Source organism: Facivitalis istanbulensis, assembly GCF_040560405.1.
Lineage (GTDB): Bacteria > Pseudomonadota > Alphaproteobacteria > Sphingomonadales > Sphingomonadaceae > Sphingomonas > Sphingomonas istanbulensis.
Genome location: NZ_JAVSCQ010000016.1, coordinates 40,225 through 54,202 on the forward strand (window position 1 = coordinate 40,225; position 13,978 = coordinate 54,202).

11 protein-coding genes and 1 pseudogene are annotated in these 13,978 nt (G+C 61.1%); 9 read left to right on the forward strand and 3 right to left on the reverse strand.

From position 1 onward, the window contains the following. Positions 1 to 38: 38 nt before the first annotated feature. The 7 genes from RN629_RS11010 to RN629_RS11040 all read left to right on the forward strand — a co-directional run bounded on the left by RN629_RS11010 (position 39) and on the right by RN629_RS11040 (position 9,547). Complete coding sequence (locus RN629_RS11010) at positions 39 to 1,499, forward strand: aldehyde dehydrogenase family protein (protein WP_081988692.1); 1,461 nt, start codon at positions 39 to 41, stop codon at positions 1,497 to 1,499. 48 nt (positions 1,500 to 1,547) lie between these two features. After that, on the forward strand, positions 1,548 to 3,176 hold the full coding sequence (locus RN629_RS11015; protein WP_033964749.1) for a GMC family oxidoreductase: 1,629 nt from the start codon (positions 1,548 to 1,550) through the stop codon (positions 3,174 to 3,176). 66 nt (positions 3,177 to 3,242) lie between these two features. Continuing rightward, positions 3,243 to 3,953: an OmpW/AlkL family protein gene (locus RN629_RS11020; RefSeq protein ID WP_407035270.1), complete on the forward strand. Its 711-nt coding sequence runs from the start codon at positions 3,243 to 3,245 to the stop codon at positions 3,951 to 3,953. 191 nt (positions 3,954 to 4,144) lie between these two features. Continuing rightward, positions 4,145 to 5,266, forward strand: a complete 1,122-nt coding sequence (locus RN629_RS11025; RefSeq protein ID WP_194917806.1) for a thiolase family protein — start codon at positions 4,145 to 4,147, stop codon at positions 5,264 to 5,266. After that, the gene (locus tag RN629_RS11030) at positions 5,202 to 6,053 is read left to right on the forward strand and encodes an enoyl-CoA hydratase/isomerase family protein (protein WP_281124269.1); all 852 of its coding nucleotides are present in this window, start codon (positions 5,202 to 5,204) and stop codon (positions 6,051 to 6,053) included. Before RN629_RS11025 ends, RN629_RS11030 begins: the two co-directional genes overlap by 65 nt. An 18-nt stretch (positions 6,054 to 6,071) precedes the next feature. Beyond that, positions 6,072 to 7,832, forward strand: a complete 1,761-nt coding sequence (locus RN629_RS11035; protein WP_281124268.1) for an acyl-CoA dehydrogenase C-terminal domain-containing protein — start codon at positions 6,072 to 6,074, stop codon at positions 7,830 to 7,832. Between the two features lie 26 nt (positions 7,833 to 7,858). Next, entirely contained in the window at positions 7,859 to 9,547 is a 1,689-nt protein-coding gene (locus RN629_RS11040; protein WP_281124267.1) for a long-chain-fatty-acid--CoA ligase, read from the forward strand. A 72-nt stretch (positions 9,548 to 9,619) separates the two neighbouring features. On the opposite strand, the pseudogene RN629_RS11045 reads toward RN629_RS11040, so the two are convergent. Beyond that, a pseudogene (locus RN629_RS11045) lies at positions 9,620 to 9,727 on the reverse strand (IS5/IS1182 family transposase); the annotation flags it as partial. Between the two features lie 124 nt (positions 9,728 to 9,851). Here RN629_RS11045 and RN629_RS11050 point away from each other — a divergent pair. Together RN629_RS11050 and RN629_RS11055 are read left to right on the forward strand one after the other, a co-directional pair. Then, on the forward strand, positions 9,852 to 10,604 hold the full coding sequence (locus RN629_RS11050; RefSeq protein ID WP_052192319.1) for a helix-turn-helix transcriptional regulator: 753 nt from the start codon (positions 9,852 to 9,854) through the stop codon (positions 10,602 to 10,604). Positions 10,605 to 11,346: 742 nt separating this feature from the next. After that, complete coding sequence (locus tag RN629_RS11055; RefSeq protein WP_407035271.1) at positions 11,347 to 11,703, forward strand: hypothetical protein; 357 nt, start codon at positions 11,347 to 11,349, stop codon at positions 11,701 to 11,703. A 128-nt stretch (positions 11,704 to 11,831) separates the two neighbouring features. Here RN629_RS11055 and RN629_RS11060 read toward each other — a convergent pair. Continuing rightward, positions 11,832 to 12,777, reverse strand: a protein-coding gene (locus tag RN629_RS11060) for an IS5 family transposase (RefSeq protein WP_407035272.1) whose coding sequence is annotated in 2 segments (ribosomal slippage) — positions 11,832 to 12,501 and positions 12,500 to 12,777 — 948 coding nt in all. Because the reading frame shifts where the segments join, the coding sequence is not laid out codon by codon here. A gap of 69 nt (positions 12,778 to 12,846) precedes the next feature. Beyond that, on the reverse strand, positions 12,847 to 13,926 hold the full coding sequence (locus RN629_RS11065) for an IS630 family transposase (protein WP_281124265.1): 1,080 nt from the start codon (positions 13,924 to 13,926) through the stop codon (positions 12,847 to 12,849). Between the last annotated feature and the right edge of the window lie 52 nt (positions 13,927 to 13,978).

A 13,978-nucleotide genomic window follows, 5' to 3' on the forward strand; every position in this document is an offset into this window, starting at 1 on the left:
CCGCTTTGCAACCTTGCGAATTCCTTGAGGAGGGCCGAGTGAACGTTCATGCAGTCACCGCGACCACCGCGGCACCGATTCATCCCGACGGCGACGGCGAGATCGATTCCCTGTTCTCATCGCACCGCCGATCGGCCGTAGAGAACAGGACGAAATTCACGCTAAAAGCGCGACTGGCTATGTTGTCGCGACTAAAGGCAACGATGAAGACCCGGGAAGACGAGATTATCCGAGCTCTCTACACGGATTTCAGGAAGCCAGAATCCGAGGTGCGTCTGACCGAACTGTTCCCGGTCTATCAGGAAATATCGCATGCCCGGCGCCACCTCCGATCCTGGCTGAGACCGCACCGGGTTCACGGCTCTTTGGGGATGTTCGGAATCGCGGCCGAGGTCCGCTATCAGGCCAAGGGCGTCTGTCTGATAATTTCCCCGTGGAACTATCCGGTGAATCTCAGTTTCGGGCCGCTGGTGTCCGCGCTTGCGGCCGGAAACACCGCCATCATCAAGCCTTCCGAACTGACGCCGGCGACGTCCGCCCTGATCAGGGACATCGTCGAGCAAACCTTCCCCCGGGATCTGGTTGCCGTCTGCGAGGGCGACGTCCAGGTTTCGCAGGCCTTGCTGGATCTGCCCTTCGACCATATCTTCTTCACGGGCAGTCCCCAGGTCGGCAAGATCGTGATGGCGGCCGCGGCGAAACATTTAACATCCGTGACGCTTGAACTCGGGGGCAAGTCCCCGACCATCGTCGATTCGACCGCGAATATCGAGCAAGCCGCTCGCAAGATCGTCTGGGGCAAGTTCGCCAATAACGGCCAGACCTGCATCGCTCCGGATCATGTCTATGTCGCTCGAGACCAGGCCCCGGCGCTGATTGATGCGCTGCGGCTCGAGATCAGGCGGGTCTACGGGCAAACGGACGGCCAGCAGAAAACCGGGCCGGACTATTGCCGAATCGTGAACCGGCGGCATTTCGAGCGCCTGACTGCCTTGGCCGATGACGCCACATCGCGCGGCGCGACCGTCCTGGAAGGCGGAGACCGAGATCCAGGCCAGAACTATTTCTCGCCGACCATACTCGGCGGGACGACGCCGCAGATGGCGATTTCCCAGGAAGAAATATTCGGTCCGGTTCTTCCGATCATCGAGTATGATGACATCAGCGTCGTTGTCGATGCGATCAACGCGGGTCCAAAGCCGCTTGCCATCTATGTCTTCAGCAACGACGCCGCCGTTCGCGAGGATATCATACTGAGTACCAGCTCAGGTGGCGTCTGCGTGAACAACAATGTCGTCCAATTCTTGCATCCCAACCTGCCGTTTGGCGGTGTGAACAACAGCGGTATCGGCACGGCACACGGATTCTACGGCTTCAAAGCCTTCTCCCATGAACGTGCGGTTCTGAGAGACAAATTCTCTGTCCTGCGCCTTCTATTCCCGCCGTACACCCCGGCCGTAAAGAAGCTGATCAATCTAACCGTCCGCTTTTTGGGTTGAATCGAGAAACAAGAGAGCGGCGTCGGTAGCTGCCGTCTGGAGATCAGGATGTTTGACTATATTATTGTTGGAGCGGGATCTGCCGGATGCTTGTTGGCGGAGCGGTTGTCAGCCAATCCCAGGACGCGGGTCTGTCTGCTTGAGGCGGGCCCGTCCGACCGCAGCCCGCTGATTCACATGCCCATCGGGATAGCGCTGCTGGCAAAGAGCAAGACTCTCAATTGGGCATTCGAAACACAGCCACAGGCCAATCTTGGCGGTCGACGGCTGTTTTGGCCGCGCGGCAAAACCCTTGGCGGATCGAGTTCGATCAATGCGATGGTCTATATTCGCGGGCACCGGGATGACTATGATTCGTGGGGCGAGGCAGCCGATCCGATCTGGTCTTATGACAATGTACTGCCGCTATTCAGAGCAATGGAGTCCAACGAAAGATTTGGAACCGACGCGTTTCATGGCGGCGACGGTGAGCTTCACGTCAGTGACCTGCGAACCCGCAACCCCTTGAGCGATGCCTTCGTCGAGGCTGGACAACAGGCCCAGTTTCCGCGTGCCGTCGATTTCAACGGGGAGACGCAGGACGGCGTCGGCCTGTACCAGGTCACCCAGCACAAAGGCCGGCGCTGGAGTTCCGCGCGCGCCTTTCTTTCCAAAGCCAAGGGCCGGCCCAATCTACGGATAGTCACGGGCGCGCGGGCTACCCGGATCATTCTGGAGGACCGCAAAGCGGTCGGCGTGACCTATGCCGTGGGGGGCAAACTCGTCGATGTGCGAACCAGGGAGGGTGAGGTCATTCTTTCGGGCGGCGCCGTCAATTCCCCGCAACTACTGCTGCTTTCCGGTATCGGCGACGCAGCCGAGCTGAACGCATTCGGTATTCCGGTGGTCGTCGACCTTCCGGCAGTCGGAAAGAATCTTCAGGATCACCTCGATATCACAATCATGCATGAGGCGAACGACCATACACCGATCGGCATCGCACCGTCATTCATCCCGCGTGCGCTGTCCGGAGCGTTTTCTTACGCCTTCCTCCGAAAGGGCTTCTTAACGAGCAACGTCGCCGAGGCGGGCGGCTTCGTCAAAAGCACACCTTCGCGGAGTCGGCCGAATCTACAGTTTCATTTTCTCCCCACGCTTTTGAAGGACCATGGGCGCGAAATTGCGTTCGGGTATGGCTATACATTGCATGTCTGCGATCTTCTCCCCAAGAGTCGGGGCCGCATCGGGCTCACAAGCCCCAACCCGCTCGACGATCCGCTGATCGATCCAAGCTATCTCTCTGCCCCCGAAGACATCGAGACCATGGTCGCGGCGGTGAAGATCGGCCGGCAAATTCTGTCGGCGCCGTCAATGGCGGCCTTCTCGAAAACCGAACTGGTCCCTGGGCCAGCGGTCCAGAGCAAGGCGGATATCGTGGCGGATATCCGTCGGCGAGCGGAGACGATCTATCATCCTGTGGGAACATGCCGGATGGGACGAGACCCTCAGTCGGTCGTCGATCCGTCTCTCCGGGTGCGTGGCGTGCAAGGTCTTCGCGTCGTCGACGCCTCGGTGATGCCGACGCTGGTCGCCGGAAACACCAACGCCCCGACGATGATGATTGCGGAAAGAGCTGCCGAGCTCATTCTTGGGGAAACGAAACTCGCACTCAGCACCGACATGGAGGCAGCCCGCTAACTCGTCGCAGAAATAGGACGACAGTTGGAACCGTATAGATCCATCAAAAAATGCCGATCCAGAATAGTGGCGGCCCATAGGGAGGATAATTTCATTAGAAAAAATGCAGCACATACCTATACAAGGCTTGCGCAATACACCGCCGCTCTCGCCGTCTTGAGTGCCTCCCCTCAACCTGCGTGGGCCCAGGACTCGGGAGATTTCAAGCGGTGGGCAGTAAGTGTGAATGCAACCCGGGTCTTGGTGAGTGAGAATGCGCCCGACATCACCTTGGCGGGAGGGCATGTCCCCGGCTCGAATGTGAGGATCGGAGACGCAACGACGGTGACCGCTGATATCGGATATTTCGTCACGCCCAATATTGCCGGAAATTTGTTTCTCGGCGTACCACCGACCGCGCAAATTGACGGCGCCGGTTCGCTTGAGCCGCTCGGAACAGTGGCCAAAGTCAACTATGGACCCATCATCTTGTCGGCCCAGTACCATTTCAACAATCTTGGCAAGGTTCATCCCTATCTGGGAGTGGGGGTCGGACGGATCATCTTTCTGAATGCGCGTGACAGGGCTTTGGCTAATTTCAGCATTGACGACAGTTGGGCGCCTGCGGCTCAGGTGGGTGTTCGGTATGAGCTTGGCGCAGAATGGATGCTGAACGCCGACGTTCGATACGTTCCCTTCTCCACGCACGCCACCGGTTCACTGGGTGGAGCGCCTGTCCGGACCCGTTTGGACATCGACCCGGTCCTGACCAGCGTCGGAGTAACTTACCGGTTCTAGATTCGATCGGGCGCTTCTTAACGGGCGGTCTGAATTTCAAGGGGAAATCCGAGTGTCGAGTCTGATGATGGACCGCCCGTTGATGATCTCGCAGCTTACTTCGCTCAACTGTCCTCCATGCCTATGCCATCAACGGCGCGAGAATGCCCCAGATCTGATGGTCGATAACTAACACATCAAGGAAGACCGGAATGGCCGAAGCCTATATCGTCGATTATCTGCGCACGCCGTTCGCTCCGGCCTACAGGGGGGCGCTCGCCCCGGTCCGACCCGACGATCTCGCTGCCAGCGTCATCGCGGCGCTCGTAGCCCGAGCGGGATTCCCGGCCGACGAGATCGAGGACGTCAATCTCGGCTGTGCTTTTCCGGAAGGTGAGCAGGGGCTCAACATCGCTCGCTGCGCCGCGCTGACCGCCGGCCTGCCGCAATCGGTCGGCGGCTCCACGGTCAACCGCTGGTGCGGCTCTTCCATGCAGGCCATCCAGATGGCCGCCGGCGCGATCGCCATGGGAGCTGGCGACGCCTTCATCGCCGGCGGTGTCGAATCCATGAGCCGCGTACCGATGATGGGTTTCAATCCTCAACCCAACCCCGGTTGGACGGATGCTCAGCGGCTCGTCTTCCTCAACATGGGTCTTACCGCGGAGACCCTGGCGGAACGCTACTGCCTTTCCCGCGAGGTGCAGGATGCCTATTCGCTCGAAAGCCAAAAAAAAGCGCTGGCGGCGCGGGCGGACGGCAGGCTGGCTGCCGAGATATCCCCGGTCGGCGATATCGCTTCCGATGGTTGTCCGCGGGAAACGGATGCGGAGAAGCTTGCCGGATTGAAGACGGCGTTCAAGGTCGACGGCTCCGTTACCGCTGGCAACTCGTCGCCGCTCACCGATGGCGCCTCCGCGACGCTCGTCTGCTCCGCTGACTTCGTCAGGCGGCACGGGCTCGATCCGCTAGCGCGTGTGGCGGGTTACGCGATTACGGGTTGTGCTCCAGAGATCATGGGCATCGGACCTGTCGAGGCGAGCCGAAAGGCCTTGAAGCGAGCCGGCATCTCCGTGGCTGACCTCGACGTTGTGGAGATGAACGAGGCCTTCGCCGCGCAGGTCCTCGCCTGCTGTCGCGATCTCGGGATCGATCCGGCCAGTCTCAACCGGGATGGCGGTGCCATCGCGCTCGGTCATCCGCTCGGCGCCACGGGCGCGCGTCTGGTGGGCAAGGCGTCGAGCGTGCTGAAGCGCGATGGCGGACGTTATGGGCTGGCCACCCAGTGCATCGGGGGAGGACAAGGCATCGCTATGGTCCTGGAAGCGGCCTGATGAGGGTGATTGCCCAAGCCGCCGTGATCGGCGCGGGCGTTATGGGTTCCGGCATCGCGGCCCATCTGGCAATGCCTTCATCGATCGGGGTCACGCTACCTTCAGGGCGATCAAATATGCCCCGTTCCCGGTCGTCGGCGCACTCGCGGCGATGGCGTTCGGCGGCGGCTGCGAGATCCTGCTCCATTGCAGTGCAATCCAGGCGCATGCCGAGGCGTCGATCGGTCTCGTCGAGACGAAGATCGGCGTCGTCCCCGGCTGGGGCGGCTGCAAGGAGATGTTGATCAGGCAGTACGCACTGACAGCCGCACCGCACGGCCCTGTGGCGCCCGCGATCGCCGCCTTCAATCTGATCGCATCGGCCAGGGTCTCCGGGAGCGCCTTCGAGGCGCGCAATCTCGGTTTGCTGAGGGTAACCGACGGTATCACCATGAACCGGGACCGACTGCTCGCCGATGCGAAGCGGAAGGCGTTGGATCTCGTGCCCGGCTACTCGGCTCCGGAAAGGCCGAAGATCGCGTTGGCCGGTCTATCGGGAGCGCCCGCCATTCGCAACCTGTTGGATAGCGAGGGGATCGCCGGTCGCGCCACAGCGCATGATCGGGTCGTTGGCATTGCCCTGATCGACACCCTGACGGGCGGTGTCAGCGCCGATCCGCTGAAGCCGGTCGGCGAGGACGAGATTACCGCGATGGAAAAGCGCGCGTCCATCGCCCTGTGCGGGACGCCGGGGACAGTGGCCCGCGTGAAGCACATGCTTGCGACCGGCAAGCCGCTGCGCAACTGACGAGAGAAAGACAGAACAATGACATCCTATGCACCGCCTGTCAGCGACATAACCTTCCTGCTCGGAGAGGTCTTCGACTTCGACGGCCTGATGCGGAGGCTGCCGGGCCACGAAGACGTCAACGCGGACCTCGCTGTCTCGATTCTCGATGAGGCTGGCAAGTTCTGCGTCGGCGTGCTCGAACCGTTGAACCGGTCCGGCGACGAGGAGGGCTGCCGGCTTGGAAACGGGGCCGTCTCCACGCCGAAGGGCTTTCCCGAAGCCTATCGGGCATTCGTAGAGGCCGGCTGGGCCGGTCTTTCGGGCGATCCGGAATATAGCGGCCAGGGTCTGCCGCGCGTCGTACAGATACTGGTCGATGAGATGATCTCCTCAGTGAACCTGTCCTTCGGCCTGTTCCCCGGGCTCACCCGAGGCGCGGTGGAGGCGATCTCCCGCCACGCGAACTCGGACCTCAAGGCGACCTATCTGCCGAAGATGATCTCCGGCGAATGGACTGGCGCAATGGCGCTCACCGAAGCCGCGGCCGGTACCGACCTCGGCCTTTTGAAAACGAAGGCAGAGCCCGTTGGCGACGGCTCCTATCGGATCAAGGGCACGAAGATATTCATCTCCTCCGGCGACCATGACTTCGGCGGCAATATCATCTACCTGATCCTCGCGCGCTTGCCGGGCGCGCCGAAGGGGGTCAAGGGCATCAGCCTGTTCCTGGCTCCGAAGTTCCTCATCGGGAAGGACGGTTCGCTCGGAGCGCGCAACGACATGTCCGTCGGGTCGCTCGAACACAAGATGGGCATTCACGCGCAGCCGACCTGCGTCATGAACTACGACGGCGCGATCGGTTGGCTCGTCGGCGAGGCGGGCCGCGGCCTCAACGCCATGTTCACGATGATGAACGCCGAGCGTCTTTTTGTCGGCATCCAGGGACTCGGCATCGCAGAAGCGGCGAACCAGAAGGCCACGGGCTACGCACGCGAGCGCCTTCAGGGCCGTTCTTCAGACGGCACCCGCGGTCCCGTTGCGATTATCGAACACCCCGACGTACGCAGGATGCTGCTGACCGGCCGCAGCCTGGCCGATGCCTCCCGGGCGCTGGCGATCTGGACCGCCATGCAAATGGACATCGCCGCCCGGCATCCTGACGAGGCCGCGCGCAGGGAAGCCGACGGGTTCGTGGCACTGCTCACGCCGGTTGTGAAGGCAGCGTTCACCGATTTCGGCTTCGAGACGGCCGTGGCCTCGCAGCAGGTGCTCGGCGGCCACGGCTACATCCGCGAATGGGGCATGGAGCAGTTCGTCCGAGACGCGCGCATTACGCAGATCTACGAGGGCACCAACGGCGTTCAGGCGCTCGACCTCGTCAGCCGCAAGTTGCCGATGGAGGATGGCGCGCTGGCCTCGCGCTTTTTCGCGCTCATCGAGCAGGATCTGCGTACAGCTGCGGATTTACCCGCAGCGGGTGTCATCACGAAGGCCACTGCCCAGGCGCTCGGCCGCCTGGAAACCACGACGCGCCACCTTCTCGCGGCGCGAGCCGCGCCCGCGGAGGCCGGAGCTGCCGCCGCCGATTATCTGCGCCTTTTCGCACTCGTGGCCTTCGGCTGGGTGTGGGTCCGGATGGCGGCCAAGGCGGCCACCGGACAGACTCCGCTTCATCGCCGCAAGCTGGCGACCGCGACGTTCTTCGCAGAGCGGGTGCTGCCGCAGACGCTCTGGCTGGAGGCGGCAATCATCAGCGGGGCAGCGTCTTTGATGGATATCGAAGCCGAACTGCTTTGATCAGAAATTCCTTGGGAGGAAATGTGATGCTTGGACAGATGATGCACTCGCCGCTGCTCGTGTCGTCGATTCTGCGACACGCGGCGGCCTATCACGGCGACACGGAGGTCGTATCGCGCACGGTGGAAGGGCCGATCCACCGCTATACCTATGCCGAGCTTTCAAGGCGCGCGCAGAAGCTCGCCAATGCCCTCGGACGCCTCGGCCTCGAAAACGGCGACCGGGTCGGAACACTGGCCTGGAACGGCTATCGGCACATGGAGCTCTATTATGGCGTGTCCGGATCCGGCCTCGTCTGCCACACGATCAACCCGCGCCTCTTCCCAGAGCAGATCTCCTATATCATTGCGCATGCCGGAGACAGGATCCTCTTCTCGGACCTGTCGTTCCTGCCGATCCTCGAAGTGCTGGCGGACAGGCTGAAGGACCTGAAGGCCGTCGTCATCATGACCGACGAAGCCCATATGCCGAAATCCGAGATCGTTCCCGGTCTCGTCTGCTACGAGACACTGATCGCGGGAGAATCGGACGAATACGAGTGGCCGGATCTCGATGAGAATACTGCGTCGGGCCTGTGCTACACCTCCGGGACTACGGGCGAGCCCAAGGGCGTGCTCTACAGCCATCGGTCCAGCGTATTGCACGCCATGACCTGCGCGCTGCCCGATGTGCTGGGACTCTCGGCCCTGGATTCGGCCTCTCCGATCGTGCCGATGTTCCACGTCAATGCCTGGGGTGTCCCTTTCGCGGCACCGATGGTCGGCGCCAAGCTTGTTATGCCGGGGCCGAGGCTGGACGGCGCCAGCCTGCATGAGTTGTTCGAGCAGGAAGGCGTGACATTTACCGCCGGTGTGCCGACCGTTTGGCTCGCACTGCTGGACTGGATGGACTCGCACGCCCAATCGTTCACAAGTCTGAAGCGCGTCGCGATCGGGGGTTCCGCTTCGCCTCCGATCATGATCAGCCGCTTCCAGAACAAGGGTGTCATGGTCCGGCACGCCTGGGGGATGACCGAGACCAGTCCGATCGGCCTCGCCGCGACGTTGAAGACGAAGCACGAAGGACTACCGGCCGAACAGAAACTGGCGCTGCAGGCCAAGCAGGGACGGCCGCTTTTCGGCATGGAGTTCTGCATCAAGGGCGCCGATGGCGAGCCGATCGCGAGGGACGGCAAGAGCTTCGGTTCGATGCTCGTGCGCGGCCCCTGGGTCGCTGCCGGCTACTACAACAGCCCCATCAGCCCGGCGCACGCGGCCGAGGGCTGGTTCGACACCGGCGACGTCGTGACCATGGATGCCGATGGTTTTATCCAGATCGTCGACCGCACCAAGGATGTGGTTAAATCCGGCGGCGAATGGATTAGCTCGATCGAGCTGGAGAATATTGCCCAGGCCCATCCGGCCATCAAAGAGGCCGCTGTCGTCGGCAAGCCGGACGAGCGCTGGGGCGAGCGCCCGGTGCTCATCGTGCAGCTCAAGCCGGAGATGAATTTCTCACGTCAGGACATGGTCGAACTGTACACGGGTAAGATCCCCAAATGGAGTATTCCGGACGATGTGCTGGTCGTCGAGGAGCTGCCGCATACCGCGACCGGGAAGCTGCTGAAGACAGCCATCCGCGAGATCGTCGTGAAGGAACTGCAGGTGGGATCGCTGGACGAAGGTACCGCAGGAGGCGACCTGGATCGGCATCCGGCGCCCGGCAGAGCTTCATAGCGAAGCTCCCCACATCGGGCAGATAAACACGAACTCGACACTGCCCGATAGCTGATCAAAAAGGGTCTGGATCCTGGCGCGGTGTTGCTTTGGCGCGGCCACCGGTGTCGCATCGACGATCTGACCGCCCATAGCGAGATAACCACGTTCCTTGAGCTGTTGGTCGAAATTAGCGAACAACACATGTAGTTAGCGGTATCGGGAAGACTCGGCCTGCGACGAAACGAAAGAGATTTTCGCTCAAAAGTACACGGTTCAGGAGAGGGCTCGAGAGGCATTCCTCCTTTTCGAAGGGTCTGCCGTTATGTTGACCAAACTGGATCTGAACCACTTCCTTAAGGCCTTTCGCTCGGTTCTGACCGAAGACGATTTAAATGAAGCCCTAAGGCGGGTCACCAATATGCTCGGGTTCTCGCAGTTTGCGATGGGCCACCATGTTGACCTGACGTGCCCGCCGCAAGGAGCAATCCGGTTATCGACCTATAACGAAGACTGGGTATCCCATGTCCTCGAGCGCGCATATTTCGCGGAGGATCCTATCCATCTTGCAAGTACCAAGACCGTCAATGGCTTCTCGTGGCACGACGTCGGAGACATCATCCGTCTGACGCCCCGTCACAAGCAGATTCTTTCGGAAGCCATCGGCTTCGGCCTTGGCGCTGGTTTCACGGTGCCTGTGCATCTGCCCGGTGAATATCAGGGAACATGCTCCTTCGCGGCGCGATCGCTCGACCAACTCCACGAAAACGCACTGCCAATCGCCCAACTGTGCGGTACATTTGCATTCGAAGCAGCCAGGCGGATCATGCGGAAGAAATTGAGGCTCGAGGATACCGTTGTACCGGACCTTACGCCGCGACAGATGGAAGCGCTTGTCCTCGTCGGAAGGGGAAAGACCGACCGGGAGATCGGCAATATTCTCGGCGTATCGCGATCGACCGCCCATGAACATGTCGAGGGGGTGAGGCGGGCTTATGGTAACGCGCAGCGCGCCTATTTGATCGTGCGGGCGCTCTTTGATGGACAGATCGCCTTCACCGATCTCCTTCGGCGCTAACAGGGCAGGTAACGTCAACGCTGATGGCGTTATCGCATCGTCCCGCCCACCGATCGCCAGCGCGACTGTTGAAAATTAGCCCGGTCCGCTTGGAAAAGGATTGCGCGTGCCACCGCGATATCGCTTCGCGGATGGACACCGTCCCTCGAGCCGGCGCTTTTTATATCGACCGTCCGGTCGCCAAAACGCCGCGCCACGCGATACACATCCCATGCAGGCGTCGGCTGCCGAGGGTATATCCACGTAACCTTTGCGCCCCACAGCTTACGTCGCAGTGTGACAAGGTCGCGTGCACGCGACGGGCTCAGACGATCATTGGAGCCTGCTGAGACAACGACCTGGCGATACCCGATTGAAGGTGCCATTGCCGCTATCGACCCGACAGAGGCCCCGTTCCGCGCCAGGACATCGCACCCTCCGAAATGAAGGATCTGCAGCGCTGCGGCGACACCGATCGCGATGCTGTCTCCGAGGATCAGGCAACTCGACAACAGACCACTCCAGGGTGAGGAGAGAAGTGGGAAAGGGCGGTCGGCCGCTCGCCAAGGGAATGACCATAGGACGTGAATTGGAGCCGAAGTTCGCCATGACGGGATTCCAATCTTTCCTTGCCGATGGTATTCTCCACGGCAGAAAGGATCCGGCATGGGCCCAGTCGACGTCATGAGCGAACAGGCAGAATTGGACGCGAGTGCTGTGCGGTCGCGGCCCCGAGCATCGGCCTGGCTGTGGCGCCCCTGGTATGCGAAACTCTGGTGGGCCAGCATCGCTATCTATTGGACGGGCAAAACTCGCCTCCTATTGGAGCCCAGTTCTCGACGATGCTTATTCGACCGCGGTGGCCGGCTATCTCAATATCGCCCTCTATCCGTTCACCGCTTTGATGGTTCTTGGAGTGCGCTTTGTACCGGCGTGGATGGAATATCACGGCTGGGAATGGGTCGAGCCATCTCATGACGAGTTGTTTCCGAAGCGCTCCGTTGGTGGATACCTCGACCCGATGGCCGACCCCCTCGATCCTCGCTCGCCCAACCACTGGCGATATCTAGGGAACCTCTGCGCAGGTAGAGAATTGGGCGTCGTGCGGCGTCAACGGTGAGCTTTGCCGCGCCGCTCTCCTTGCGGTGCGCGAATTTGGCCAATATTGTGGATTTTCGGCCTATTTCCGTCGGTATTTGGCTGTTTTCCGGGCCGTTTCCCGTTCTGCGGGCGCAATTATCGTGCAGTTCAGGCCAATTGCTCGCGCATGATGTAGATATTGGCCAGGGTGAGCTGGCAGAAAATCTGCTGGTTGTTCTTGTACAGTCCGCGATAACGGGTCCTGGTGTAGCCGAACTGGCGCTTGACGACCCGGAAGACATGCTCGACCTTGGAGCGGAACGAAGACGTCAGCCGGTTGATCCGGCGCTGTTCATCGGTCAGGGCCTGGCCCTTCTTGCGCTTGAAGGGCGTGGCCCAGACGACGTCGGCTTCGGTTCGATCGGCTTCGAGCGAACGCTCATTGCTGGCATAGGCGCTGTCGCCAAAGGCAATTTCCTCCTCGCCGTAAAGCAAGGCATCGGTCGCCACGCTATCATGCACATTGGCCGATGTCATTTCGGCCGAATGCACGCAGCCCGAAGCCGCGTCTGCGCCGATATGCGCCTTCATGCCGAAATACCATTGATTGCCCTTCCTGGTCTGCTTTATCTCGGGATCGCTCGACTTCGTGCGGTTCTTGGTCGATGGCGGCGCGGCGATCAAAGTCGCATCCACGATCGTGCCCTGGCGCAACAGCAAACCGCGCTCGGTCAAAACCGCCGTCATCTCGTCAAACAGCGCTTTGCTCAATTCATGCTTCTCAAGCAAATGCCGGAACTTCAAGATCGTCGTCTCGTCGGGTACGCCCTCGAAGTCGAGGCCCTGCAAATTCCCGCAACAGTGGCGTCTCCCACAGCGCTTCTTCCATCGCTGGATCGGACAGGCCAAACCATTGCTGCATGAAATGGATCTTCAGCATCGACCGCAACGGATAAGGACGACGCCCCCGCCCCACCACCGGGTAATGCGCAATGATCAACTGCTCGAACCGCTCCCACGGAACCACAGCCGCCATCTGATCCAGAAATACCGCCAGCCGCGTCTGTTTGCGTGGCCGTGAAATCCCAATCCCTGAAAAACGACCCTGCTTCATGCGGCCCTCCTTTTGCGAAGAGAATCATTCCATCATTGCCTCTGCAAGGCCTACTTGCTCAGGGGTTCCCTAGTGGATCGAATCTAACACTTGGTGCCCGCGCCTGACGGCGGCGATGATTTTATCAGGATCGGCGGTCCAGACGAAGGGTTTTGGGCTCTCGTTGTGCTCGGCCAGGAAGCGGTTGATGGCGGCCTGAAGATCGACGAGCGAGTGGAATACACCTCGTTTGAGGCGTCGTTTGGTGAGCCTGGCGAAGAAGCCCTCGACGGCGTTGAGCCACGAACAGGACGTTGGCGTAAAGTGGAAGGTGAAGCGCGGGTGCCGCTCGAGCCACTCGCGGACCTTGGGGTGCTTGTGGGCGGCATAGTTGTCGAGGATCACGTGGATCGCCTTGCCGGCGGGGACTTGTGCCTCGATCAGATTGAGAAAGCGGATGAATTCCTGGTGCCGATGCCGCTGCATGTTGCGGCCGATCACGGTCCCGTCGAGTATGTTGAGCGCCGCAAACAGCGTGGTGGTGCCGTTGCGCTTGTAATCATGGGTCATGGTGCCGGCTCGCCCCTTCTTGAGCGGCAGGCCGGGCTGGGTTCGGTCGAGGGCCTGAATCTGGCTCTTCTCGTCGAACGACAGGACGATCGCGTGGGCGGGCGGCGCGACATAAAGGCCAACGACGTCGCGGAGCTTGTCGATGAACTCAGGATCATTGGAAAGCTTGAACTGCAGAACGCGGTGAGGCTGCAGGCCGTGGGCGCGCCAGATCCGGTGAACCGAACTAGCGCTGATCCCCGCTTCGCTGGCCATCAGCGCGGCCGTCCAATGGGTCGTCTCACCCGGCGGTTCCTCACGCGTCCGGGTGGCAACCCAAGCGAGCACCTCCGGGGTCAGCGGAGGGATGCGCGAAGGGCGGGTCTTGTCACGCAACAGACCTTCAACCCCTTCCTGCATGAACCGCTCCTGCCAGCGCCACACGCACGTCTTGGACGTGTCCGTCCGGCGCATGATCTCGCTGGTGCCGACCCCGTCGGCGCTCAGAAGAACGATCTCGGCACGCCAGACGTGCTTCTGAGGGGCGTTACGATCCTTGCAGATCCGTTCGAGACGTTCGCGGTCCGCGGACGTGAGGTCGATGACGATACCACTGCGCATGCCCGCTGACTCGCACGGCCGCAGCAGACTGGGAATCCCTAATCGGACTCAA